We start from the raw sequence: 26902 nt of genomic DNA on the forward strand, positions 1-26902 counted from the left end.
GAAGCAGGAATACTCTAAGAATATACATTTGTCTATATTTTTAGTAGCAGGAACATGAATGGCTGTAAGTAAAATAAAAGTCGCGCGTGTTCAATTAGATTTAACACAGCAACAATTAGCAGAAAAAGTAGGCGTTACAAGGCAAACGATTAGTTTAATTGAGAAGGGGAAATACAATCCATCTTTAGATTTATGTTTAAAAATTTGTTATGCAGTAGATAAAACGTTGAATGATTTGTTTTGGGAGGAAAAGGAGTGGTAGGATGAAAATCGTGAAAGATGAACGTTTAATGATTGAAGGGTTAAAACATATTAGATTAGCTTTCATCTTACAAAATATCGTCATACTAGCTATCGTCTTTTACCGCTATGTCTTGCAATGGGCAGGATATGAAAGTGTTTCGGATTTATTAATGGTATTTATGGGCGGGATAATAATTATTAACTTTTTAAATCTGAAAAATTCAGTGGAAGTGTATGAGCATACGGGCGGAGTGTCGCGTCGTTATTTTATGAAGCTATTATTCATTCCGGTAGGTATTATTATTGGGATTTTAGCTATTTGTATCGTTGTAATACCAGATATTTCGATAAAGGAAATTAGTATGACAGGACTTATTATGTTTGCTTGTTTTTTAGTTCCAAGTTTGTTTATATACATATATATGAAAAAAATAAAAAGAGAAGATTGAAATATAAGAAAGGCTTTCCCATATTGAGGAAAGCTTTTCTCATATTCTTTTATATAGTACTTTATGAAGGCCAATCGGTTCAATTTTAAAGATTTCACCATATTCCTGGAAGCCTAAGTGCTTGTAATAGTCAGCTACAGTAATTCGGCCATTACACCATAATATATTTGCTTGGCGTTCTTGCAAGATTTGTTCCGCCTTCTGAATTAAGGAGCTTCCAGCACGGTTGTTTCGAAATGCAGGTAATGTTGCCATTCCTCGTAGACGATAATGAATACCCGTTGGTAAGTCGGGATATATTTCTTTTGAGAAGGAAGCGATACTAATTAGTTCATCGTTTATAAATGCGCCTAAGTGGAAGGTGTCTGTTTCATAATCGGAAGGGTATTTACAATCTGCTAATGTTTGATTGGGGCGTAAAATTTTTTGACGTAATACGTAAGTTTCAGATCCCTCAATATTTTTCACGGTAATCATATTAACATCCTTTCTTATAACGCTTTTTCTGTTAATTGTATAAAGAAATAGGCAGGTGCGGCGAGAAGTCCGAGTATGCTAGCAGTTCCGAGAAGGAGTGAAAGTAGAAGACAAGAATATTTTATTCCATTCGATTTTTTCCATCCGTAACTACAAATCTCAATACTAACACCGATGAGAATAATGGCAACGAGTATTTCGGCTAATAATAAGAGAGCTAAAGTTATAATAGACATAATGTAATCCATCCCCATAATATGTGATAGTAACATTTTACCATATGAAATGGAAAAAAATGCCCCTCAATTATGTGAGGGGCATTTTTTTATTCTAATATGTTTTTTAGTGTATCGATATGTTCTTTTGAGCCTGTTACAAGTAATGTATCACCGTGTTGTAGTCTTGTATCCCCATGTGGGATTAATGCTTTATTTCCACGATAAATTTGAATGACTAGTACATCACCTAAAAACGGAAGGCGACGAAGTGCAACGCCGTTATATTTATTGCTCCGTAGTTCAACTTCACGGACTGTTTCGTTTGCTGTTGTAATTAAGCGAACGAGACTAGGTTTATCAATAAGCGCACGTAATAAAATACGTGTAGAGTTAATTGTTGAGAATACAGCGATATGTTCTTGCGTTGCTTTTTCTTGTAGAAGTGGATCTTCTACACTTGCAATAACATGTTCAACACCTAGCTCTTTTGCATGTTCTGCCAATAATAAGTTTTGTTCATCATCACTTGTTGCAACAACGACGCGATCTGCATCAAATGCTGTTTGTTCAGTTAATGATGCGATTGTGATGTCATCCAATTTCACGATAGGGAAGTCGTGCGATTTCGCTTCTTCATCATTTATTTTGTTTTGACGCATCATATATAGCGTTACGTCATAATCTTCTCGTTTTAAATCTAGTGATAACGGAAGGGTAATTCTGCTCGCGCCAATAATAGCTACTTTTGGTTTTGGTGTTTCTACTTTTGGGAACATTTTTTTAAACAATATAGGTGCAAAAATACAAGTAATAACTGCGCTTAAAATAAGAGAGGCAGATAAACTTGGACTGATGATCTCCAGTTTTTCACCAATTTGTGCAGCCGCAATAACTAAAGAAAGTGTCGATGTTAATAAAATTGCACTTCCAAGTACGATATTACGTGGATACCATTTTCTTAAGACGAGTGATGGTAAGAGTTTTGAAATAAAGAGTCCTACAATTAAGATTGGGATCATTAGCATGCTAGAAGGTTCTTTGAAAATAGACCACACCTCTAGATTTACACCAACCATTACGAAGAAAATAGGGATGAAGAAACCATAGCCGATAGAATCAAGTTTTTCCACCATATCTTCATTTGGTGATAATAACGATACAAGTACACCTGCTAAGAAGGCGCCTAAAATATTTTCTGCTCCAACAGATTCCGATAACCCAACTAAGATTAAAATGAGTGCAAAAACAGCTCGTGTATCAATTTGTACACTACCAGCTTTTAAACTATCTAAGTATGGAATGTTTTTAAAACGTTTTGCAACGAAGTAAATAACAATACCAGCGCCGAATAGAAGAAGAAGAAGCCACATGCTTTGGCCGCTTTCGGAATTTAATCCGACGAATACAGCGAGTAAAATCATTGTAACTAAATCCGCAATAACAGCGACTAATAAAATGATTTGCCCAATTGCTGTTTTTCCTAAGTTATTCTCTTTTAATGTTGGTACAACAACACCTAAAGAAATAGTTGAAATAATTAAAGTCATGAACATTGCATTATCTACGAATCCTAGCCATACGAATAGTAATGATAGGGCATAAGATAAGATGAAAATAAATAAGAAGATAATGCTTGCTGCCTGAAATGTATTTGGTTCGTTTGTCGTATTTTTTTTCCCTTTTTGTTTAAAGATAGAAAAATCAATTTCTAAACCGCTTAAGAACATGAGGAAGATAAATCCTAATGTTGATAAAACTTGAAGCCATATATCTGGCTCAATAATATTAAACCCACTTTTACCTACAAAGATTCCTGCAATAATTTCTGCAACGACCACAGGAAGTGCTTTTAATTTAAAGCGTTGTAACAAAAGGGGAACGAAAAACGCGATTGCAACGACAACCATAAGTGATAGAACAGAAGTATGATGTTCCATTGCGTTCTCTCCCTTCAAATAAATATAGTACCTATTTAGCCATATAATAGGTAGAAAAGCAACGCATATGGATTCGATTTCATAAAGAAAGACTTTTCTTAACATTTGTCATAATAAGTATATTTTTCATGATTATGCTGTTAATTCCGTAATGTGGATGTAATAGAGGGGATAAAAAAAGACTGCTGAGGAATCTCAGCAGTCTTTTTCATGTACATTACATTGAGAAGAAGATCCATACAGTTAAACCAACCGTTGCAGTTGCAACGAAGAAACTGTATATCATTGTAAGAATTTGAACTCTTCCTTCTCCTTCTTTTAAATGCATGAACATAATTAATTGTAACAATGCTTGCGCAACAGCCATTATGATAATAGTTGTTAAGACTGTTGAAAGTGGCAATGTTGTGTAAAGTGCCACGTATAACGCTAGAAACGTTAATGCAAGCGATAAAATAAATCCGAAAACGTGTGACCAAGGGAATCCGCTATGCGCATGCCCGTTTGCTTGATTGTTGTTTTGAGCCATTTACGCCACCATCCCGTTCAAGTAAACTAGTGTGTAAATAAAGACCCAAACAAGATCAAGGAAATGCCAGTATAAGCTGATAATGAATACTTTACGAGCTGTAACTGGTGTTAAACCTCGTTTTAAAATTTGGATAATAACACAAGTTGCCCAAATGATACCGCCTGTTACGTGAGCTCCGTGCGTTCCAAGAAGAACGAAGAATCCAGATAAGAAAGCACTTGTTTGAATTGTTGCGCCTTCACCAATGTACATAATGAACTCTTCGATCTCGAAGAATAGGAAACCTGCACCTAAAAGTAATGTAAGGACGAACCATCCAAGCATCGCTTTTTGGTTATGCTTACGCATTTCATGAATTACGATACCGCATGTAAAACTACTTGTTAAAAGTAGTAATGTTTGAATTAAAAGCGTTTTAAGTTCAAACAATTGCGCTGGTGTTGGGCCATCTGCCGTACGACCAGCAAGGACTAGATAAGAGGCGAAAAGTGTTGCGAACAGCATAATTTCAGCCCCAAGAAAAATCCAGAATCCTAGGATATTCAATCTGCTTTGTTCGGATTGATATTCCAAAGGTAAGCTTTTATCTAAAGCCGCCATGTCATTTCACCTCTCATGCTATATGTTCTGTTTTTTTAATTTCATCAACACTGATATAGTAGCCTTCATCATAATCGAATGAACGATAGATTAAGCAAGCTAAAATACCAATACCACCGATTGCTGCAAGCCAGAACCAGCTAAATACTAATGCGAAACCTGCAAGACCGAAGAATCCAGACGCAATAATAGGCACACCAGAGTTACTTGGCATGTGAATTGGTTTAATATCTTCTGCTGCTGGTGTAACTGTTTCCCCGCGTTTTTTCATGTACCAGAAAGCATCAGCTTCTTTAATTTCAGGAAGCTTCGCGAAGTTGTAATGTTGTACAGGAGAGTGAGTTGCCCATTCAAGTGTACGACCATCCCATGGATCTCCAGTTGTGTCACGTTCACCGTGACGTGCACTCCAAATTACGTTGTAGCAAAGAAGTAGGAAGCCGATACCCATCATTACCGCACCAACAGATGCGATTTGGTTTAGCCATCCCCATCCAAGACTTTCAGAGTAAGTGTACATACGACGAGTCATACCGTCTAAACCTAAGAAGTACATTGGGAAGAAACAGATGTTGAATCCGCTCATAAAGATCCAGAATGTCCATTTACCTAGGCGCTCATTTAACATATGACCAGTCATTTTTGGATACCAGAATGTGAATCCAGCAAGCATAGCGAATACTGTACCTGCGATTAATACGTAGTGGAAGTGAGCGATTAGGAAGTAGCTGTTATGGTATTGATAATCAGCTGCTGCCATTCCAAGCATAACCCCTGTAACCCCACCGACTACGAAGTTTGGAATAAATGCCAATGACCAAAGCATTGGAACTGTAAAACGAATACGTCCTTTATACAGTGTAAACAACCAGTTAAAGATCTTAACCCCGGTTGGAATCGAAATCGCCATTGTCGAAATCGAGAAGAATGAGTTAACCGCTGGACCTGCACCCATCGTGAAGAAGTGGTGAAGCCATACGACGAAACTTAGTAAAGAAATTGCAACCATTGAGTATACCATCGCACTGTAACCGAATAGACGTTTACGTGAGAATGTACTAATGATTTCAGAGAAAATACCGAATGCCGGTAAAATAACGATATATACTTCAGGGTGACCCCATACCCAGAACAGGTTGGCCCATAACATCGGCATACCGCCGCTCGCCATCGTAAAGAAGTGAGCATCGAATAGACGGTCAAATGTCATTAATGCAAGAGCAACTGTTAATACTGGGAAAGCGAAAATAATGATAATTGTTGTAATTAAGATTGACCAAGTAAACATTGGCATTCTCATTAAAGTCATACCAGGTGTACGCATTTTTAAGATAGTAACAAGGAAGTTAATACCGGTCATTAGCGTACCGAGACCTGAAATCTGTAATGCAATTGCGTAGTAGTTATTTCCTACGCCCGAAGTAAACTCTGTACCTGCCATTGGGAAGTAAGAAGTCCACCCAGCGTCTGGAGAACCACCGATTACGAAAGCGATGTTGAATAACATTGCTCCGACAAAGAATAACCAGAAACTTAAAGCATTTAAGAACGGATATGCAACGTCACGAGCACCAATTTGTAATGGTACTACAAGGTTCATTAATCCCATAACGAATGGCATTGCCATGAAAAGAATCATTACTGTACCATGTGTTGTAAAGATCCCGTTATAGTGTTCAGCGTTTAAATAAGTTGTTTCTGGGAATGTTAACTGTGCACGGATCATTAAACCATCCATACCACCACGGAATAACATGATAACCGCAGAAATAATATACATAGCTCCGATTTTTTTATGGTCAACAGTTGTTAACCATTCGTCCCAAAGCCATTTCCATTTTTTATACTTTGTTAGTACGAAAATGATTGCTAATGTCACAAGAACGATAGAAGCGTCTGCACCGTAAATAATCGGGTCACCTGTGACAAAGAATTCATCAAGCTTCACTGTGTTCACTCCAATCTGTTGGAATAATAGCTATTATTTTTTGTTTTTGTAGTAGTTGTAATCACAATATTCAAGTGATTTTGGATCTACATAACTTAAGTGGTGACTAGAGAATGTCATACGACCAACTACACCAGGTTTAACAATTTCGTTGTACTTAGCTTCTGTTAGTTTAGGAGCAGTTTCTTGTACTTCTTTAACCCACTTGTCATATTTCTCTTTAGTTTTTGCTTCAACTTCGAACTCCATGTGTGTGAATCCTTCACCAGAGAAGTTCGCACTACGGCCTAGGTAAGAACCTGGCTTATCAGCTTGTAAATAAAGATCCATAATCATGCCATCCATTGTGTACTTCATACCACCAAGTTCTGGTACCCAGAAAGCATTCATTGGGCCGACAGAAGTCAGTTTGAATTGAATTGGTACACCAGCTGGAATGTTTAAATAGTTAACGGTTTCAATTTTTTCCTCTGGGTAACTGAATAACCATTTCCAGTTTGCAGATGTAACATAAATTTCAACTGGTTTAATATGTTTGGACTCTTTCGGAACCTCTTCCGAAGCATAAGTTGCTTTTACTGTTGGAATCGATAATGCGATAACGATAATAACAGGAACAAGCGTCCAAATAATTTCTAGTAATGTGTTACCGTGTTGTTCAGGTGGCTCATAGTCCATATTCTCTGGTTTTTCACGATAACGAATCAAGATGACTGTAAACAGAATGAATACAATTGCGATAATTAATGACATAAGCAAGAATGACCAAACAATTAAATCATACTGTGCTTTTGCAACAGGTCCTTGCGGATTTAATACTGCGAGTTTTTTATCACAGCCACCGAGGAACAGAAGTAATGATAACGGAAGAAGCGAAGCCAACTTCCAAAACGCTTTCTTTAGTTGCACGATTGAAAATCTCCTTTCTCCTTGGATTGAAACTATGCCAATAAAACAATATAAACCTATTAATTTATAGAAGGCAATAGTTTTTGATATATTGTTAAAAAATAGACACAAATGCACACTTTTTAAGGTGAATATCATTTGTAACTTGATTACATTGTAAACTATTTTCCAGAGAAAAACGTGATTGTGAAAATTTTAAGATAAATAAAGTTATACCAGGATATCCAAGAAATAGAAAAAAGCTATCTTATGATAAGAAAGATAGCTGAATATTTTGTATATTTAGTTTATTTCTTGTGTGACAGTTCGTGGCTGTTCAAGTGTGACAATTTTTTTATATTTAACTTGGTATAAAATGTAACAAATAATCATAAATGGAATGCCGCAATAAAGAGCAATTCTTTGATCTGGAATGAAAGCCAAACTAACAAATGTAATGAAATTGAGCGAGAACGCTACGATTGGAACGAGTGGATAGAGCGGTGTACGATATTTTAAATCATTTATGTCGCCACCATTTTTCACGAAATTTCTACGGAAGAAAAACTGTGAAGCGGCGATTGACATCCAAACTACAACGGCAGCCATTGCTGCAATAGATGTTAAAACTAGAAAGACAGTATCTGCCGCAAATACACTTGTTAGTAAGGATAGGCTAGCGAAAATTAGGCTGAAAATTAATGCATTTAGCGGTACACCTTTTTTAGTTAATTTCGTAAATGCTGGACTTGCCATTCCTTGTTTTGCCATCGCCCACAGCATACGAGAATTTGCGTAGAGACCAGAGTTAGCAACGGATAATACAGCTGTAATAATAACAAAGTTCATAATGTCTGCTGCATATGGGACACCGGCTACATCAAATACAAGTACAAAGGGACTTTCGACTAGATTAGCCTCTTGCCATGGGAGTAAACCTACAACAACTGATATCGCTAAGACGAAGAAGAAGAGAGTTCGCCAAATTGTGTTTTTAATTGCTTTTGGAATTGTTTTTTCAGGATTTTCACTTTCGCCTGAAGCGATTCCGATTAATTCTGTTCCTTGGAAGGAGTAATTTACTGTAATCATCGTAAGAAGAACAGCTAATGCACCATTTGGAAATAGCCCGCCATTTTCAGTGAAATTATGAAGCATTGGAGCTGGCTTTCCATTAAAGTCTAGTAGACCGAACATAACAGCGCCGCCAAGTACGATGAAAATAACAATTGTTGCGACTTTTACACTTGCGAACCAAAACTCTGCTTCTGCATATGCTTTTGCTGATAAAGCGTTTACGAGGAAGAGTGCTGCTGCAAATGTAACGCACCAAATCCAGGAAGAAACGTCTGGAAACCAGCGTTTCATTAAAATACTTACAGTTGTTAACTCTACGCCAACTGTAACAGCCCAATTTAACCAATACATCCAACCGACAACAAATCCAAAACCAGGTGAAATGAATTTGCTTGCATAACTTTGGAATGAACCTGCTTCTGGCATAGCGACGGATAATTCACCAAGACATAACATCGTTAAATACATAACAAATCCACCGACTAAAAATGCAAGAATAGCACCACCAGGTCCGGCATTATGGACAATTTGACCAGATCCCATAAATAACCCGGTTCCGATAACACCGCCGAGTGCAATCATAAATAGGTGTCTACTTTTCATTGTTCGTTTTAAATCTGTTTGTTCAATTTGTTGATTCATATGCCCCTCACCCCGTATTTTCTTGAATGTGTAAACTTCGTTTTATTCTGAGTTTTTAATCATTAGTGGGGGATGCAACACACACTCGGTTTATTTGCTATGAAATGAATGGAGTATGTAAAAAAACTAACTATGACTAAATACTCTAAGAATGTTTGTTAACATGGTGATATCTTCACTATGTTAACAATTTTGATTTTAGCAAAATATTCTGTAAATGTATATTTATTTTTCTTTTTATTAAAAATAATTAGAATTTTTATAATTAATTCTATGAGCGATAATTCACATGATCTTTCTAGCAAACTAGTAAGAAGAAGGGTACAATGATAAGAGTTGTGTCTGTAAAATAATAATTAATGGAGTTTTGTTTATAATGAAAAAGTTAAAATATCTTTTTGTTTTTGGGATTATACTTGCTGCTGCATTTTTTATAGGAAAAGATAAAATCATGCAAAAGGCGCAAGTTCTACGCTTAGAGTTTCTATCTGAAATGAAAGAAGCAGCTATGATTGAAGATGTTCCGTTTATTAAACAATTACCAGAATTACCTAGAGGGTGTGAAGTGACAAGTTTAGCTATGTTGCTGCAATATAAAGGTGTACAAGTAGATAAGATGCAACTTGCTAGCGAAATTCATCGTGTTCCATTTGAACAAAATGGTTTGCGTGGAAATCCTTACGAGGGATTTGTGGGAAATATTTATACAAAGGCAGAGCCTGGGTATGGTGTATACAATAAACCAATCTTTGATTTAGCAGAAAAATATGTTCCTGAAAAAGTAATTAATTTAACAGGTAGAGACATGCAAGATATATATAAAGTAATTAGTTCTGGCTCTCCGGTATGGGTCATTATTAATACGACGTTTAAGCCGCTAGCTGAAAGTAGTTTTGAAACATGGAATACGAGTTCAGGCGAAGTGAAAATTACATATTATGAGCATAGTGCAGTAGTAATTGGATATGATCAAAACTTTGTATATGTAAATGATCCTCTTAAAAATAATCCACGTTTGGCTGTTCCGCGAGCAGAATTTGAGAAAGCTTGGGAGCAAATGGGAAAACAAGCAATTACTATTTTATAATAATGAAAAAGTCATCTTTGGGATGGCTTTTTCTTTTTGGTTTATTAACACTGAAAATTCAGAAGATTCTTTTAAAAATTAACAATTCACGTTATAATAACATTTAACTTGGTGAAGAAGGGGAGAAGAGAAATGGATGTTGCAAAGGAACTTGTTTTGTCAAAAAATCAGTTAGTTGAGTGGAGAAGGCATTTTCATAAGTATCCAGAGTTATCTTTTCAAGAAGAGAAAACATCGCAGTTTGTGTTCGATATACTTCGGAAATTCCCATATTTAGAAGTGTCACGGCCGACTAAATATAGTGTGATGGCAAAGTTAGTAGGTAAACATCCGGGCAAAACAGTTGCGATTCGAGCCGATATGGATGCTCTTCCTATTCATGAAGAAAATGAGTTTGATTTTATTTCTACATATAAAGGTGTAATGCATGCATGTGGTCATGATGGACATATAGCGATATTACTTGGGGTTGTACATAAGTTGGTAGAAGAAAGAGAGAAGATTCAAGGGGAGATTCGTTTTCTATTCCAACATGCTGAAGAGAATTTTCCTGGTGGTGCAGAGGAGATGGTTGCTGCAGGTGTAATGGAAGGTGTGGATTATATTATTGGTGCTCACCTTTGGGCGTCGTTAGAGGTTGGGAAAATAGGTGTTATTTATGGTCCTGCAATGGCTGCACCGGATGTTTTTAAAATTAAGATAGAGGGAAAAGGTGGACATGCTGGAATCCCTCATGAAACGGTGGATAGTATTGCAATTGGAACACAAGTCGTTTCGCAACTTCAGCAAATTGTATCTCGCCTCACGAATCCATTAGATTCTCTCGTAATATCTGTTACGCAATTTCATGCTGGGACAACTCATAATGTAATACCAGAGCAAGCCGAGATTGAAGGGACAGTAAGAAGTTTAAGACATGAATTACGAGGTGAAACAGAGAAGAAGATTGAGCGGATTGTGAAGCATATTACGGAATCTTACGGAGCGAAATATACATTTTCATATGAATATGGATATCGACCAGTTGTAAATGATTATGAAGCTACAGAGCTTATTGAACAAACGGCATTACAACTTTATGGAAGGGATAGGGTTGTTCGTTTACAGCCGACGATGGCTGGAGAAGATTTTTCAGCGTTTTTACAAAAGGCACCGGGGACATTCTTTTTTATCGGAGCGGGAAATAAAGAGAAAGGTATTATATATCCTCACCATCACCCTCGTTTTACGATTGACGAAGATGCATTACCGATTGGAGTGGAAGTCTTTGTATCAGCCATTATGAACTTTATAAGTAAAGGAGAATGAGATGAAGAAAATACACATTCTAGCGCTTATCCCAGTTCTTTGTTTAGTAGTTGGGCCAATATTTGCGAATTCAGTTACTCCTTACGTATTAGGGATGCCATTTTTATTATTTTGGGTATTATTATCAGTGTTTATTACATCTTTTTGTATGTGGCTTGTGTACGTGTTTGATCCTGCTAATAAGGAGGATGTAAAATGACTGCATTACTTATCATTATTTTATTTTTGTTTCTCGCACTATTTTTAGGGATTCGGGCACAACATGGAAAAGATATGAATTTAGAACAATGGTCAGTTGGAGGAAGAGGATTTGGCACTATTTTTGTTTTTCTCCTTATGGCAGGTGAAATTTATACGACGTTTACATTTTTAGGGGGAAGCGGCTGGGCGTATAGTAAAGGAGCACCTACCTTTTATATTTTGGGATATGGTGCTTTAGCTTATCTTTTATCGTATTTTTTATTGCCACCCATTTGGAAGTATGCGAAAGAGCATAACCTTGTTTCACAGTCGGATTTTTTTGCGAAGAAATATAGAAGTAAAGCGCTTGGACTTATTGTTTCGATTGTTGGTGTTGTTTCCATCATCCCATATCTTGTTTTACAGTTAAAAGGACTGGGAATTATCGTTTCAGAAGCTTCTTACGGAAGGGTGTCACCTGTTGTTGCAGTATGGATCGGTGCTATTGTTATAACTATATATGTAATGGTTTCAGGTATACATGGTTCGGCTTGGACGGCTGCTTTGAAGGATATTATGATACTGTTTATCGTTATGTTTTTAGGTATATATTTGCCGTATCATTATTATGGAGGATTTCAGCCGATGTTTGAGGCTGTAGAGGCAGCGAAACCGGGATTTTTATCTTTACCTGAAGAAGGAATGAGTATTTCTTGGTTTGTTTCTACTATTATATTAACGGCCCTCGGTTTTTATATGTGGCCTCATACATTTGCTTCTGCTTTTTCTGCAAAAAATGAAAAAGTATTTCGTAAAAATGCAGCAATTATGCCATTGTATTCTTTAGTTTTACTTTTCGTATTTTTTGCAGGATTTGCTGCTATATTGCAAGTTCCTGGGTTAAAGGGAGCGGATGTAGATCTTTCGTTATTCCGTCTTGCTTTACAAACTTTTGATCCTTGGTTTATTGGAATTATTGGTAGTGCGGGAGTATTAACGGCATTGGTTCCAGGGTCTATGCTTGTTATGGCGGCTTCTACACTGTTAGCAAAAAATATTTACCGAACGATAGTCCCGTCTGCTTCAGATAGACAAGTTGCTAAGATGGCAAAATTATTTGTGCCTGTAGTAACGCTCGTGGCAGTTTTATTTACATTTAAAGGAGGAGAAACAATAGGAGCACTTCTATTAATGGGATACAGTATCGTTACACAACTTTTCCCTGCACTTGTATGTAGCTTGTTTCCACGTCAAATTATTACGAAGCAAGGGGCGATTGCAGGAATGGGAGTTGGGCTATTAGTGGTCGCATATATTACCTTATCTGGTTCAACTATAGCCACGATGTTTCCGAGTTTCCCGCAGTATATAAAAGATTTGAATGTAGGTATAGTCGCATTGTTAATTAATATAATTGTGATGTTTGTAGTTAGTGGATTTACAAAAGGTGTATTTATAAAGAAAAACACTATAATAGTAGAAAAGTAATTCGTTTATCCTGCATTAACGGGCAGTAAGACCCCCACCTCAAAATTCAGCGGAAGCAAAGAAGTTAGGTGGGGATTAAACTGTCCGTAAAAGCCCGATTGGTGAAGGTTGATTAAAGTTTTACTTTATTAGAGCTATCTTTGAAAAGAGATAGCTCTTTTTTTGTATATATTTCCTTCTATTAGCGGAATCTAACTAAAAACTTGTTGAAAAGGAAGCTAGGTGGGGAAATTGTTAGAGCTTGAAGGTAACTTATTTGAAGTTATGAAAGAAATTAGGGATGAGTTAGGTTCACCTAATGATTTAACAATTAGAGAAGTTGCTCTTGCTGGGAGTTTTACACGTTGTGCGGTTGTGTTTTTATGTGGATTGACAGATAAGGATAATGTTTATAAATATGTCATTCGCACACTGCAATACGAAGAAATTATAAATGAGGAAGCTGTTGTTCAAACGTTATTGGATCGTTTTATTTCTATCGCAGAAGTGGGTGTAAAGACGAAGTTTCCAGATATTATGAATGCGATATTAGCGGGAGATACAGTTATATTAATTGATAATATTCAAACTGCTATCGTTATTAATAGTAGGGCTTGGGAGAAAAGAAGTTTAGAACCACCAGTGACAGAGGATTTAATACGCGGACCGAGAGTTGGATTAAATGAAGATATTAATGTGAATAAAATGTTAATCCGACGCAGTTTACGCGATCCAAAGTTGAGGTTCCAATCTTATATTATGGGGAAGCGATCGCAGAAAGAAGTAACCCTAGTATATATAGAAGATATTATTAATCCTCACATTGTAAAAGAGTTAGATCGCCGTCTTCAATCAATAGTGACAGATGTCGTTTTGGAAACAGGTACGATTGAACAATTAATTCAGGATAATAATTTATCCCCATTTCCACAATTTTTGAATACAGAGAGGCCTGATAATATTATAGCCTCATTAGCGAAAGGGAAGGCGGCCATTTTAGTAGATGGATCCCCGTTTGCTCTTATTGCACCACTTGTGTTTGTTGATATTTTTCAATCTGTAGAAGATCATTACGAGCGCTGGGTGATTGGAACGTTATTAAGATTTTTACGTATGGGTTCAGGTATAATTGCGGTTTTGTTACCAGCTATGTATGTAGCACTTGTATCTTATCATCAAGGACTTATTCCTTCTAAACTGGCTTATTCAATTGCAGGTGCGAGGGAAGGTGTTCCATTTCCTGCATATATTGAAACGTTAATGATGGCCTTGACTATGGAATTAATACGAGAAGCTGGAATCCGATTGCCGAAACCGATGGGACAAACGATAGGGATTGTAGGAGGTCTTGTAATTGGAGAAGCTGCGGTAAATGCAGGGATTGTAAATCCGTTTTTAGTTATTATTATTGCAGTTACTGCGATTGCTACGTTTTCGCTTCCTGTATATAGTATTACGATTACGTTCCGAATTTTACTTTTCGTCTTTGTATTAGCTGCAACGGCTTTTGGGTTGTATGGGATCATTCTAGCTCTGATCGCACTTGCTATTCATATTACAAATTTAACAAGTGTTGGTATACCGTATACAACTCCAATTGCTCCTGCATTTTATAAAGATTGGAAAGAAGAATTTATTCGCATGCCAAAATCGATGTTGAAAGATAGACCAGAGTACTTACAAACAAAAGATTCTACAATACGTCCAAAGGAGCGAAAATAAGTGAAACCATTTGAGTATGGCGATGAAGAGATTGGATCTCGTGAAATTGGGTTTGCGGTATCATCGACCATTATTGGTATAGGGGCATTGTCTATGCCAAGAGATATCGCTAATCAAACTTTATTTTCGGACGGTTGGATTATCTTGCTTTTGGGTGGATTGATCTGCGCAGTTTTAGGCTGGTTTGTGACGAGAGTGGCTATCTTATTTCCAAAACAAAATTTTGTTCAATATACGAGTGCGCATTTGACGAAGCCTGTTGCATACACAATTAGTAGTATTTTAGTATTAACGTTTGCTGCTTTGACAGCATATGAATCGCGAATGATTTCAGTTATTTCTCAAACGTATTTATTTAGTGATACACCAATACAACTACTGTCTTTCTTCTTCTTATTAGTTGTTATTTATGGAATAGCAGGATCAAGAGCAGCCTTATTAAGGTTAAATGTTTTATTCTTACCTATTGTTTTAATTGCGATAGTACTTCTTTCTTTATTGAATATAAATTTAATGGAAATAAATAATTTACTACCAGCTTTTCAAACGAAAGTAAGTCAATATGCTGTTGGAGTTAAAAATTCTATTTTTACGTTTATTGGATTTGAAGTAGCGTTATTTTATGCGGTTTTGCTGAATGATAAGACAGCGAAAAAAGCGCCAATGGCAGTCGCGAAAGCGGTGATGGTAAACGTGCTGTCATACATTTTAATTTATGTAACTTGTATTAGTGTTTTTACTTATATGACAACACGTGGATTGACATATCCAACAATTGAATTAGGGAAAGAAATTGAAATTGGTGGAGGATTTTTAGAAAGGTTTGATGCGATTTTTTTTACGACTTGGATTATTACTATTTATAACACTACAGCAATGTATTATGACGTCGCATCTTTATTGTTTTGTGCTATGTTTCCGAAAGTGAAGAAACAAATTTTTATTTTCGTAAGTGCCCCTATTATTTTTATGGTGAATATGATACCTAGTAGTTTGAATACTTTATCAAGTTATGGGACTTATTTAGCTTGGATAGATATGGGGTTTGTTTTGTTAGCTCCTTTGCTCGTTTTGATTGTATATAAAATAAAAAGAAGGAATGGTGGAAATGAAACACCTTCTTAAAATTATAATGGTTATGGCTTTAACTGGATTTATGAGTGGGTGTTCTGAGTTAGAAGAGATAGAAGAAAGAGGATTTGTAGTAGGAGCGGCTTACGATATTGTGAAGGAGAAGAAAGCGAATCCAATTATGAAAGGGACCTATCAGATGGTACTCCCCAGTAAATTGTCTCAACAGGGTGGACAAGGGGGTGGGGATAGCGAAAATTATATTAATGTTAGTGCAAAAGCAGATAGTGTATTTGAACAAATAAGAATAATCGCCAAAAAAATTAGTCGTACATTATTTTTCCCTCATATACAGGTGATTATTTTCTCTGAAGAATTACTTTCACATCCATACATTTTACAAAATACGTTAGATGTATATATTCGCGATCATGAGATGAGAAGAAATATTCGTTTGTTCGTTTCTAATAAAAATGCCGAAGCTATTTTAAAACAAAGTGCCAAGCCTGAAAATTTACCGGCGCAGTATATTGATATGTTAGCTGAACACCCTCCGAAAAATGCCCAAATGATTGAGGCTGCAAGAATTGGTGAGGTGCAGGAAAAGATGATCTCTAACCGAAGTTTTGTATTACCTATTCTGGAACTAACAAAACAAGGAGTACAAATGAACGGTGCAGCATTGTTTCGTGGAAAGGATAATAAGTGTGTAGGCAATTTGAGTGGGGAAGAAACAGTAGGGATGAATTATATAATAGGTAAAAAAATTGGAGGTTTTTTTACCATCCGTAAAAAGAATCAACTTATTACATATGAAATTCATAAGTTACGTCGAAAAATTAAAGTATCCACAACGAATGCTACAAAACCGAAATTTAATATTCATTTATTTCTGGAAGGTACAATAGCTGAGTTGCACTTTAGTGATCATAAAAAGGTTTTGAATGAAAAGCGTTTAGAGAAGGATATATCGGAAGAAATGGAGGAGCGTATTCAAAAATCGATTAAGCTTGTTCAAAAAAAATATAAGGTAGATGTATTAGAGTTAGGGGAAGTGTATAAGCGACATAATTATAAAGAATGGACTAAAATAAGTAAGAATTGGGATCAAGGCGAAAATTACTTTAGTAATGCTGAAATTACTGTTCATGTTCATCCAACAATTGAACATTCAGGTTCAGCTTTACCGAAAAGAGTGAAATAAGGTGATGAAAGTTGTTTACTGGATTAGGAATTAGTTGCACAATATTAATGGCGGTGCTTCCCGGAGCTATATATTTCATTCATAAAAAACTCACAACGTATGGAGCACAGCCGTGGAATACTGATGTACAAAAAAAGAAACCTGAATGATTTTCAGGTTTCTTTCGGGCAAAGCATATGTGAAGGGGGATGCCTTCTATGTATGCTTTGTTTTATACAAGCCCTAACCAATGTACCAATTGTGTAGAGAGGAATGTAACAACAATGGCAATAACGGTAGGGATTGCAAACGATAAGAATGTCCATTTTGCACTTTTTGTTTCTTTGTATATGTTAACTAGTGTTGTTCCGCACGGGAAATGAAGAAGTGAGAACAACATTGTGTTTAACGCTGTTAACCAAGTCCAACCATTTTCTAGGAATAGATTTTTAATTTGATTAAAATCATCTATTTCAGTTAAAGCCCCAGTTGATAAGTAAGACATTAATAAAATTGGGATTACAATTTCATTAGCAGGTAGTCCAAGAATGAATGCAGCTAGAATAAACCCGTCAAGTCCTAACATTTTAGCAAATGGATCTAGGAAATTTACAAAATACATAAGTAAGCTTGTGTCACCGATAAAAATGTTAGCAAGTAACCAAGTTAATGCAGCTGCAGGGGCAGCAACAACTATAGCTCGTTTTAAAACGTAGATTGATTTATCGAGTGTTGCGCGAACAATTGTATTCCAAACTTTTGGCTTGCGGTACGGAGGTAACTCAAGTGTGTAGTGAGTTGGAACCCCTTTTAAGGCTGTTTTTGATAGTACCCAAGAAACAGTTAATGTCATAATAACACCAATTACAACCATTCCAACTACAACGCCAGCAGTAATCAATGTTTGCATACTGCCTGTATAACCAGCAGCCATAAATAGTGAAGCCATTAAAATTAACATAGGCCAGCGACCGTTACAAGGAACGAAGTTATTCGTTAAAATTGCTAGCATACGTTCACGTGGTGATTCAATGATACGTGTTGACATAATGGCTGCTGCATTACAACCAAATCCCATTGCCATTGTTAAAGATTGTTTCCCGTGTGCGCCGGATCGTTTGAATAAGCGGTCCATATTAAACGCGACACGTGGTAAGTATCCGTAGTTTTCTAATAGCGCGAACATAGGGAAAAAGATTGCCATAGGTGGTAACATAACGCTAATAACAGCACCGATACCACGGAACAAACCAAGTATTAAAATGCCATGTAACCATTCAGGTGCATGCGCAGCTTGGAACCAAGATGTTAAATATCCTTCGGCCCATCCGAAGAATTCGGCAATCATATCAGATGGTACGTTAGCGCCTGCAATTGTAAGATAAAAAATAATAGATAAAATACCGAGCATAATTGGGAATCCCCAGATTGGAGATGTGAAAATTTTATCTAGTTTTTCGGAACGATATAATTTATCAGTATTTGTATATTGGACGGATTCTTTACATATGCTTGCAGATGTTCGGTAAATATCTCCGACTATATCATCTCGTATATCTTCTTTTGAAAGTGTTTGTGCATGTTGAATAATATAGTCTAATGGAAGAGCTTTACTGGCTGAGTGAGATTCCATTAATTACGACCTCCCTTACAAGTGGTTCATTATGGTGTTTTTGAAGTGTAGTTAAGAAATTTTTATCTCCATCTAATATACGTAACGCAATCCAACGTGCTGGATACGTATCACCGAACACTTTATAAATTTGTGGTTCTAATTCCTGAATCATATTTTCGATTTTTTCGCTGTAAGTAATTTTAATTGGTGCTGGAATTAGTTTTTTATTTGCTACTTTTGCAATAACATTTAGCAAATGACCAATACCTACTCGGTTACGTGCTGAAATTTTAACGACAGGCACACCAAGTGATTTTGCTAATTTCTTTTCATCAATAAGGATGCCTTTTTTCTGGGCTTCATCAATTAAGTTAATGCAAATGACTACATTATTTGTCATCTCCATCACCTGGAGTGCTAAATTTAAATTTCTTTCCATAGCAGTTGCGTCTATAACAACTACAGTTACTTCTGGTTTTTCAAATATAATATAATCCCTCGCTACTTCTTCGTCTGCGGAATTTGAGTATAGTGAGTAAGTTCCCGGTAAATCTATTAATGTATAATTACTTCCGTTATGTTCATATTCTCCTTCAGCTTTTAAAACAGTTTTTCCCGTCCAGTTTCCAGTATGTTGTTTTAAGCCTGTTAAAGTATTAAATAATGTACTTTTCCCTGTATTCGGGTTACCAGCTAAAGCGATACGATGTTTGCTCATCTGAAATCATCTCCTATTAATACCCCGAAAATAAGGGAGCTTTCTTCTTTGCGCAGTGCAATAGTTGTGTTGCTCACTTGATAAGCGACCGGATCTCCAAGTGGACTGCGTTGCAATACTTTAATCGTCGCCCCCGGGATAAATCCCAAATCTAATAAGCGTCGTTTCATAGTTCCTTCTAATTGTATCTTCTCAATTTGTACAAACTCTCCTATTTTAAATTCGGAAAGTGGTTTTATATTAGCCGATACCATAAAAGTTACCTCATATCTATATTTTTAGTTTGAGTTTAAAAAGTTTCCTAAGGTAAACTTTTTGTTAGTAATATAGTAGACTACATTGGATTATGTTGTCAATTAGTACTTTAAAAATATTCATTTATTTTTAGAATTGTTCCAATTTATTTAGTTGTACTAAAAAATATTACTGAAATTATTTTTAATGTGCATAAATTAGGTGTGTAAAAATTACAAAATACAGCGGAATTGTAAATGTAACTTTAACGAAAAGGGAAAAAGAGAGAAAAACATTTACATTGAATTTACATTGTTAAGAATATATTTACATTGCAGCGTAGTTAGTGTGGTTTTTGTTGGGTTATTTAACTATAAATGTTGGGATTTCTAGCTTTTAAAGATTATTATCGTCATTTACTTAAAATTAAAAATTGCTTAACACTCACATAATATTGTTGTCCTACAATGAATTTGTGTTCGAAAGAAAATGAATTCGAAAAGTGATAATCCAAATGGGGGTACAAGACATGGTTATGAAAAAAGGTATTAAATTTTCTTTAGCAGCTTTAGTGGTAGCAGGAGCATTAGTTGGTTGTGGGAAAGCAGAAGATACAACTAGTAAAGACACTGCTAAAGGAAGCGATAATACAAAACAAGAATTATCAGGTACGATTGCAGCGGCTGGTTCTACAGCTCTTCTACCTCTTGCGGAGGAAGCTGGAAAGAAATTCATGGAGAAAAATTCAAAAGTTTCTATTCAAGTTCAAGGTGGCGGTAGTGGAACTGGGATTAACCAAGTAGCATCTGGTGCAGTACAAATTGGTAATTCAGATGTTCCATCCGGAGATAAAATAAAAGATGCTGAAAAGGCGAAAGAATTAGTAGATAACAAGGTAGCGGGTATTGCATTCGCTCTTGTCGTAAATAAAGATGTAAAAGTTGATAACTTAACAATGCAACAAGTACAAGATATCTTCACTGGAAAAGTAACAAATTGGAAAGAAGTTGGCGGAAAAGATGAAAAAATCAATGTGATTAATCGTCCAGCTTCATCTGGTACACGTGCTACATTTGAAAAAACGATTATGAAAGACGCGAAAATTAATGATGGAACTGGTACAACACAAGATTCTAACGGTGCAGTAGAGCAAGCGATTAACTCTACTCCTGGTTCGGTGAGCTATTTAGCAATGTCTTACATGGTGGGCGAGAAAAAAGGCGCACTACAAACAGTGAAAATTGATGGTGCTGAACCGAAAGTTGAAAACATCGCGTCTGGTAAATATCCATTCTGGTCTTACGAATATATGGTAACAAAAGGTGAAGCGAAGGAAGCGACGAAAGCTTACATCGATTATGTAAAAGGTAAAGATTTTGAAAAGCAAGTAGAAGATATGGGCTACATTCCAATGTCTAAATTAAATAAGTAATAAAATTTTATGGGGCTGGCTGCAAGGCCAGTCCTGTTCATTTCAATCTGTGAAGTGGGGTCTGTCCTGTGATGAAGGGGAAAAAACAAATTAATTACGTGAAAAGTGAATATATAGGAAGATCACTTGTTACGTTTTGTGGTATTTTTATAGTTTTAATTACATTAGCTATTATTGCGTTTATTTGTGGGAAAGGTATTCAATCTTTTACACAAAGTGGTATCTCATTTACTGAGATGTTAACATCGACAAAATGGAATCCAAATGCTGATCAAGGATCCTTCGGGGCTTTAATTTTCATTGTAGGTTCAACGGTGGTTTCGTTAGGTGCGGTTATCATTAGTGCACCAATTGCTATAGCTCTTGCTATATTCATGAATTTAATTTCGCCAAAGTTTGGAAATAAAGTATTGAAGCCTGTTCTAGAATTGTTAGTTGGTATTCCTTCGGTTGTATACGGATTATTAGGGGTTACGATTTTAGTACCGCTATTACGTGATTCGTTTGGGGGAGTAGGCTTTAGTTTAATTGCAGGTATTGTTGTATTAAGTATTATGATTTTACCTACTATTGCTAGTATCGCTTCTGATGCAATACGTTCTGTTCCATTTGATTATTTAGAAGCTTCTTATGGTCTAGGATCAACGAAATGGCAAGCGATTAGCCGAGTGATTGTTCCTGCTGCGAAAAAAGGGATTTTAACAGGTGTTGTTTTAGGCTTAGCGCGTGCTTTCGGTGAAGCGTTAGCGGTTCAAATGGTAATCGGGAATACGATTAAATTACCAGAAGGAATATATAGTCCGACAGCGACGTTAACTGGTATTTTAACAATGGACATGACGAATACATTGAACGGAACTGCTTGGAACAATGCGCTATGGACTTTAGCGATGATTTTACTTGTTATTTCATTCCTGTTTATTTTAGTAATTCGAGCGATTGGGCAAAGAGGTGAGCGATAATAATGAATGCAAGAACGGTAAATAAAGTTTGGACAGGTATCTTTTATGCGGTTGCGGCTTTAGTTGTAGCTTTGCTAGTGTTCTTAGTATTTGAGATTTTACAAAAGGGATGGGGATTTTGGGATCCTAATTTCTTGTTTGGAGAACCAAGCAATACAAGAGCTGGTGGTGGGATTGGTCCGCAGTTATTCAATTCATTCTACATGCTTGTTATAACGCTTATTATATCTATTCCTCTTGGATTAGGTGCTGGAATATATTTAGCAGAGTACGCAAAACAAGGACGTTTTTTAAATTTTGTTCGTCTATGTATAGAGACGATGGCGTCTTTACCTTCTATTGTTGTTGGTTTATTTGGTTTGTTAGTGTTCGTTACAATGACAGGTTGGGGATACACAGTAATGGGTGGTGCTCTTGCTTTAACTATTTTAAATTTACCAGGTTTAACGCGTGTTTGTGAAAATGCGATTTCAGAAGTTCCTCAGAATGTAAAAGAGGCAAGTCTTGGATTAGGTGCAACGAAGTGGCAAACAATCGCTCGTATTATTATCCCATCGTCATTACCACAAATTATTACAGGGATTATTTTAGCGGCGGGTCGTATATTTGGGGAAGCGGCAGCATTAATTTACACAGCGGGTTTAACATCCCCGATTTTAAATTCAGCAGCGGATTTCTCAAGTCCTGCGCATCCTTTAAATCCGTTTAGACCAGCTGAAACATTAGCGGTTCACATTTGGAAATTAAATTCTGAAGGAGTTATTCCAGATGCGAAGTTGATTGCGACAAAATCTGCAGCTGTATTAATTATTATGGTATTACTATTCAATGTTATTTCACGCTTGATAGCATCTATATTACACAAGCGCTTTACAGGAACGAAAAGAAAAAGTAAAACAACGAAAAAGGTAAAAGCGGCATAAATTATAAAGAAGAACTCTCTATTTATAGGTAGGGGGTTCTTTTGTATTTTAATATAGAAGGAATGGATGTAATGATTGTTGAATTTGTGATTAATTATAAAGAAGAACAGATGTAATTTAGATTGTGGATTCTAGTAAACCTATAGAGCGATATGTGGGAAAAATGATGGATTATATGACTAAATAGAGAGAAGGCGTTATCTTCATTTGTGAAGATAACGCCTTTTGTTTTTAAATATCAGGTGTTTCTGTAGAAGTGCTTATTTTCCTACGGGAGCGTCTTTTTCTCCCGATTTTATCTAATAGTTCATACATAACTGGAACGACTACTAATGTAAGAGCAGTTGAGACTGCCAAACCGCCGATGACAACGACGGCTAAACTTTTTGATACCATACTTCCTGCTTGGGATTGGCCAAATAGGAGTGGGAGCATAGCAACGATTGTTGTAATAGCTGTCATAATAATTGGGCGTAGTCTAGTAGAACCTGCTTCAAGTAAGGCTTCTCTAGTTTCCATTCCATGTTCCCGATTTTGTTGGACTCTTTCTATTAATACAATAGCGTTTGTAACAACAATCCCAATTAACATTAATGCGCCGATCAAGGAATTTACATCAACAGGTGTTCGTGAAATGATTAATCCTAAAATACCACCGACAGCAGCTAATGGTAAGGAGAATAGGATTGCAAAAGGAGCACGTGCTTGCCCGAAGGTGATAACCATAATTAAATATACAATCCCGATTGCAATCCCCATAATTTTGAATAAATCTGTAAAATTCTCTTGCATAGATTCAGTAGCTCCTGCGATATTTACTTTTGCACCACCAGGTAAATCTAAGTCAGTCATCGCTTTATTTACTGCTGTGTTTACTTTACTCAAATCTTCATTTGAAGCTTCGGCTGTAATTTGGATTGTTTCTTTTCCGTCTTTATGGAAAATTTCTGTTTGTGTTTGTTTTTCTGAAATAGTTGCAATGTCTTTTAAAGGTATTGGTCCATTAATAGGTGATAGTATGTTTGTATTTAAAATATCTTCTTGTTTATTAATGTTTTCTTTTTTGTGTTCTATCATAATAGTAGCTTTTTCATTATTAATTGTAATTTCGCCAATAGGTGATTTCTTCATAAGGAATGCTACTTGTTGCGCAGCTATTTCTGGTGTTAAACCTAGTTGTTCAGCCTTTGTTTGATCAATATGAATTTGCCATTCTTTCTTAGAGTCTTCTAAATTTGTTTTTACTTTAGAAAGATCATCCATGCTTTTTAGTTTTGTTTCAACGATAGTAGCCGCTTCTTTTAAATCCGATTCGTTAGTAGCTGTTACGTTAAATTGTAAGTTATTGCCGCCGCCAGAGCTTGAATAACTTGTTTTTATATAATCAAGTTCAGCAGGCTCAAAAGTTTTATGTTCCTTTTTTAATTCTTTAATATATTGATCAATATCAGAACCTTTTTTAAAGACTACGAATATACTAGCGAGGTTATTTTTAGTTGTTTGCCCCCATTGTGCATCTTCTGCGCTAGATCCCATTCGTAAAATAACGTCTGTTATATCTGAATTAGAAAGTAATTTCTTTTCAAAATCAAATGCTTTTTGTTTTTGAGATTCAGCATTATAATGGGCTGGAAATGTCATGTTAATAGATAACATTGTGTCGTCTTCAGATTTTATGTTTGCTTTCGGTAGTAATATATAAGCTGCAATTGATCCTACAAATAATAAAAATGCAGTAAGTAGAATAATGAATTTATGAGAAAGAGCCCACTTTAATGTAGCGACATATCGTGATGAAGAACTTGGCTTTCGATGCTTTGTTTTTTTGAGTAGTAAAAAAGCCATAAGTGGAACAACTGTTAGTGCAACGATTAAGGATGATAGAATAGAATATACAACTGCTAATACCATAGGTAACATTAATTTTCCGATTGCTCCTGATACGAGGCCGATAGGTAAAAAAACAGCGACCGTTGTTAAAGTAGAAGAAGTAATTGCGACTGCGACTTCTTTCGTTGCATCGAGAATGATATCTTTAGAGAAAGAATCTTTTTGTAAACGGCGGAAAATATTCTCGATGACAACGATACTATCATCGACGAGACGTCCAACCGCAACAGCTAAACCACCGAGGGTTAAAATGTTAAGCGTAATGTTAGATTGATGTAGTAAAAAGAGTGTTAATAAAATGGATAATGGAATACTGACAACAGCGATGAGTGTTGTTCGGAAGTTACGTAAAAAGATTAAGATAATTAGAGTTGCAGCGATTGCTCCAAGTATTACTTCTTTTCCCATGCTAGTAACAGCATTTTCAACTTGTTCATGGGTTGAAGCCAAAAGTTTAATAGAAAATTGATCTTTATATTCCTTATCTATCGCTTTAACTTTTTTATCAATCTCTTTTCCAATGGCAACTGCATTTTTACTCGGTTCTTTCATGATGATTAATCCTGTGCCTTCTTCTCCGTTTATATGTGAGATTGTATCGTAGTGTTGTTTAATTTCAATTTGAGCAATGTCTTGCAATTTCACCTGGGGTGCCACAGTGATGTTTTTAATGTCATTTACATTTTTTATGTCCCCAATGACGCGGAGGTTGTATTCTTCCTGATTAACAGTAATTGCCCCAGCTGGAGTAGAAGTTTCTTTTCCTTGTAAAACAGTTAGTGCCTGCTGTGATGTTACGTTTTTGTTTTTTAATTGGTTCGGATCAAGTACGATAGATAATTCAGAGGTGGATTTTCCGAAAAACATAACGTTGGCAACACCATCAATGTTTTCGAGTTGTGGTACGATTTCTTTTTCAATTTGTTTTTCATCCGCTTTTGAAAAACCGTTTTGTTTCTGGATAGTAATTTGGGCGAGTGGAATCATAGAAGTGTTTAATTGACTAACTACGGGCTTGGTTACATCTTTAGGTAATTTAATTGTATTGACGGCTTTTTCGACTTCGCGTGCTGCATCTTTCATGTTTGCTTTTGATGTATACGCAATGTCGATCCGTGATAATCCCTCGTGTGTAGAAGAAGTAATGGTGTCGACGTGTTCTAAATTGCGAAATTGTTTTTCGAGAGGATCAGTTACATCCTTTGTCATCGTTTCAGCATCGAGTCCTTGAGATAAGGTTGTGACGGTGATTGCTGGATTGTCGATACTTGGTAAAAATTCCATAGGTAATTTAGAGCCGGAATACAAACCGAGTATGGAAATGAGAAAAATCATGATGATAATGGCAGCTCGGTTTTTTAATGAAAACTTTGTTAACCTATCCATAAAATAATTCCTCCATTGGTTTATTTGTAGTTGAGTACGTCCTTTCTTACTATATAACAAAAAATGGATATTTTTCATTAATTAAATGTAAAAAAATTCTAACAATAATTTTAAGTTCATATTTGTGTTGGAATGTTGTTATTTGTAGGGATTTAAATTTTTGAATGAGAAGGAAGGATTAATGCGCGTGAGTGGTTGTTTAATGTAGATGGAATTTTTTCTTAATGCTAAGTTATATCGTTATTCTATAGAAGGATAATTATTATAAACTTTAATATAGAAGAGAATGAAAATCTGGGAAGGTATTGTGAAATGCAATTTGGTTGAATGAAGTGTAGTATTATGCAATCAGAATAACTATTTTTAGTAGAGAGGATAATAGTTATTTCTATAGAAGAAAGTAGGATAGATAATTTTTTTTGTATTTTTTATAAAAAACACTTGTTATTTAAAAAGTGTGATGGTATATTAATAAACGTCGCTGATGCGGAAACGCAGAAAACGACAAAAAAGAAATTTTAAAACTTAGTTGACATCGAAAAATGAAGATGTTAATATGATGAAGCCGCTTCTGAAGCGGCGGACAAGTTCTTTGAAAACTGAACGAAACAAACAACGTGAAACGTCAATTTTTATTTTAGATGCTAGACAAACTAACTTTATTGGAGAGTTTGATCCTGGCTCAGGATGAACGCTGGCGGCGTGCCTAATAC

25 protein-coding genes are annotated in these 26902 nt (G+C 35.9%); 13 read left to right on the forward strand and 12 right to left on the reverse strand.

Features of this window, described 5'->3' with window-relative positions; genetic code table 11:
• Positions 1-58: 58 nt before the first annotated feature.
• On the forward strand, positions 59-262 hold the full coding sequence (locus ACTFP3_RS23635; RefSeq protein ID WP_000301183.1) for a helix-turn-helix transcriptional regulator: 204 nt from the start codon (positions 59-61) through the stop codon (positions 260-262).
• Between the two features lies 1 nt (position 263).
• The gene (locus tag ACTFP3_RS23640) at positions 264-692 is read left to right on the forward strand and encodes a hypothetical protein (RefSeq protein ID WP_326036362.1); all 429 of its coding nucleotides are present in this window, start codon (positions 264-266) and stop codon (positions 690-692) included.
• A gap of 39 nt (positions 693-731) precedes the next feature.
• On the opposite strand, the gene ACTFP3_RS23645 is transcribed toward ACTFP3_RS23640, so the two are convergent.
• The 8 genes from ACTFP3_RS23645 to ACTFP3_RS23680 all read right to left on the reverse strand — a co-directional run bounded on the left by ACTFP3_RS23645 (position 732) and on the right by ACTFP3_RS23680 (position 9011).
• The gene (locus tag ACTFP3_RS23645; RefSeq protein WP_440011414.1) at positions 732-1169 is read right to left on the reverse strand and encodes a GNAT family N-acetyltransferase; all 438 of its coding nucleotides are present in this window, start codon (positions 1167-1169) and stop codon (positions 732-734) included.
• Between the two features lie 14 nt (positions 1170-1183).
• Positions 1184-1441, reverse strand: coding sequence for a DUF4022 family protein (locus ACTFP3_RS23650; protein WP_000926991.1), 258 nt, complete (start codon positions 1439-1441; stop codon positions 1184-1186).
• A 53-nt stretch (positions 1442-1494) separates the two neighbouring features.
• Positions 1495-3324, reverse strand: a complete 1830-nt coding sequence (locus ACTFP3_RS23655; protein WP_000399965.1) for a monovalent cation:proton antiporter family protein — start codon at positions 3322-3324, stop codon at positions 1495-1497.
• Positions 3325-3541: 217 nt separating this feature from the next.
• Positions 3542-3853 (reverse strand): cytochrome aa3 quinol oxidase subunit IV, encoded by a 312-nt coding sequence (qoxD, locus tag ACTFP3_RS23660; protein ID WP_000068425.1) that lies wholly within the window; start codon positions 3851-3853, stop codon positions 3542-3544.
• Complete coding sequence (gene qoxC / locus ACTFP3_RS23665; RefSeq protein ID WP_000729318.1) at positions 3854-4456, reverse strand: cytochrome aa3 quinol oxidase subunit III; 603 nt, start codon at positions 4454-4456, stop codon at positions 3854-3856.
• Between the two features lie 13 nt (positions 4457-4469).
• Positions 4470-6404: a cytochrome aa3 quinol oxidase subunit I gene (gene qoxB, locus ACTFP3_RS23670; protein ID WP_000762366.1), complete on the reverse strand. Its 1935-nt coding sequence runs from the start codon at positions 6402-6404 to the stop codon at positions 4470-4472.
• 33 nt (positions 6405-6437) lie between these two features.
• Entirely contained in the window at positions 6438-7313 is an 876-nt protein-coding gene (locus ACTFP3_RS23675) for a cytochrome aa3 quinol oxidase subunit II (protein ID WP_001176165.1), read from the reverse strand.
• 282 nt (positions 7314-7595) lie between these two features.
• Positions 7596-9011 (reverse strand): amino acid permease, encoded by a 1416-nt coding sequence (locus ACTFP3_RS23680; protein ID WP_001075749.1) that lies wholly within the window; start codon positions 9009-9011, stop codon positions 7596-7598.
• A gap of 376 nt (positions 9012-9387) precedes the next feature.
• On the opposite strand from ACTFP3_RS23680, the gene ACTFP3_RS23685 reads away from it, so the two are divergent.
• The 8 genes from ACTFP3_RS23685 to ACTFP3_RS23720 all read left to right on the forward strand — a co-directional run bounded on the left by ACTFP3_RS23685 (position 9388) and on the right by ACTFP3_RS23720 (position 17199).
• Positions 9388-10098, forward strand: a complete 711-nt coding sequence (locus ACTFP3_RS23685; RefSeq protein WP_000734488.1) for a C39 family peptidase — start codon at positions 9388-9390, stop codon at positions 10096-10098.
• Positions 10099-10230: 132 nt separating this feature from the next.
• A complete protein-coding gene (locus ACTFP3_RS23690) occupies positions 10231-11406 on the forward strand; it encodes an amidohydrolase (RefSeq protein ID WP_025710072.1) in 1176 nt (391 codons plus the stop codon).
• 1 nt (position 11407) lies between these two features.
• Complete coding sequence (locus tag ACTFP3_RS23695; RefSeq protein WP_006919289.1) at positions 11408-11605, forward strand: DUF3311 domain-containing protein; 198 nt, start codon at positions 11408-11410, stop codon at positions 11603-11605.
• Complete coding sequence (locus ACTFP3_RS23700; RefSeq protein ID WP_000125937.1) at positions 11602-13074, forward strand: sodium:solute symporter family protein; 1473 nt, start codon at positions 11602-11604, stop codon at positions 13072-13074. Before ACTFP3_RS23695 ends, ACTFP3_RS23700 begins: the two co-directional genes overlap by 4 nt.
• Before the next feature lie 222 nt (positions 13075-13296).
• Entirely contained in the window at positions 13297-14775 is a 1479-nt protein-coding gene (gerLA, locus tag ACTFP3_RS23705; protein ID WP_002023287.1) for a spore germination protein GerLA, read from the forward strand.
• The gene (gerLB, locus tag ACTFP3_RS23710; protein WP_000802009.1) at positions 14776-15900 is read left to right on the forward strand and encodes a spore germination protein GerLB; all 1125 of its coding nucleotides are present in this window, start codon (positions 14776-14778) and stop codon (positions 15898-15900) included. It abuts the gene before it with no gap.
• The gene (gene gerLC, locus ACTFP3_RS23715; RefSeq protein WP_049107274.1) at positions 15884-17050 is read left to right on the forward strand and encodes a spore germination protein GerLC; all 1167 of its coding nucleotides are present in this window, start codon (positions 15884-15886) and stop codon (positions 17048-17050) included. The genes gerLB and gerLC overlap by 17 nt, the downstream gene beginning before the upstream one ends.
• 11 nt (positions 17051-17061) lie before the next feature.
• Positions 17062-17199: a hypothetical protein gene (locus tag ACTFP3_RS23720; protein WP_000493991.1), complete on the forward strand. Its 138-nt coding sequence runs from the start codon at positions 17062-17064 to the stop codon at positions 17197-17199.
• Between the two features lie 62 nt (positions 17200-17261).
• On the opposite strand, the gene ACTFP3_RS23725 is transcribed toward ACTFP3_RS23720, so the two are convergent.
• From ACTFP3_RS23725 to ACTFP3_RS23735, 3 genes are read right to left on the reverse strand one after another with little or no spacing between them, the layout of a single operon-like run.
• The gene (locus tag ACTFP3_RS23725; RefSeq protein ID WP_049107273.1) at positions 17262-18662 is read right to left on the reverse strand and encodes a nucleoside recognition domain-containing protein; all 1401 of its coding nucleotides are present in this window, start codon (positions 18660-18662) and stop codon (positions 17262-17264) included.
• Positions 18640-19362 carry a FeoB small GTPase domain-containing protein gene (locus ACTFP3_RS23730; RefSeq protein WP_000033871.1) on the reverse strand — a complete coding sequence of 241 codons (723 nt, stop codon included), beginning with the start codon at positions 19360-19362 and terminating at the stop codon, positions 18640-18642. Before ACTFP3_RS23730 ends, ACTFP3_RS23725 begins: the two co-directional genes overlap by 23 nt.
• Positions 19359-19616: a FeoA family protein gene (locus ACTFP3_RS23735; RefSeq protein WP_000252982.1), complete on the reverse strand. Its 258-nt coding sequence runs from the start codon at positions 19614-19616 to the stop codon at positions 19359-19361. The genes ACTFP3_RS23730 and ACTFP3_RS23735 overlap by 4 nt, the downstream gene beginning before the upstream one ends.
• A gap of 509 nt (positions 19617-20125) precedes the next feature.
• Here ACTFP3_RS23735 and ACTFP3_RS23740 point away from each other — a divergent pair.
• The 3 genes from ACTFP3_RS23740 (at position 20126) to pstA (ending at position 22913) form a co-directional block, all read left to right on the forward strand.
• On the forward strand, positions 20126-21028 hold the full coding sequence (locus ACTFP3_RS23740) for a phosphate ABC transporter substrate-binding protein PstS family protein (protein WP_000245108.1): 903 nt from the start codon (positions 20126-20128) through the stop codon (positions 21026-21028).
• A 71-nt stretch (positions 21029-21099) separates the two neighbouring features.
• Positions 21100-21990: a phosphate ABC transporter permease subunit PstC gene (pstC, locus tag ACTFP3_RS23745; RefSeq protein WP_000676676.1), complete on the forward strand. Its 891-nt coding sequence runs from the start codon at positions 21100-21102 to the stop codon at positions 21988-21990.
• A gap of 2 nt (positions 21991-21992) precedes the next feature.
• Positions 21993-22913, forward strand: coding sequence for a phosphate ABC transporter permease PstA (gene pstA / locus ACTFP3_RS23750; RefSeq protein ID WP_000994141.1), 921 nt, complete (start codon positions 21993-21995; stop codon positions 22911-22913).
• A 231-nt stretch (positions 22914-23144) separates the two neighbouring features.
• Here the strand turns inward: pstA and ACTFP3_RS23755 are convergent, their stop codons facing one another.
• Positions 23145-26189: an efflux RND transporter permease subunit gene (locus ACTFP3_RS23755; protein ID WP_326036358.1), complete on the reverse strand. Its 3045-nt coding sequence runs from the start codon at positions 26187-26189 to the stop codon at positions 23145-23147.
• Positions 26190-26902 lie beyond the last annotated feature (713 nt).

Origin of the sequence: Bacillus cereus group sp. MYBK5-2 (assembly GCF_051915685.1) — a bacterium.
Classification (GTDB): domain Bacteria; phylum Bacillota; class Bacilli; order Bacillales; family Bacillaceae_G; genus Bacillus_A; species Bacillus_A cereus.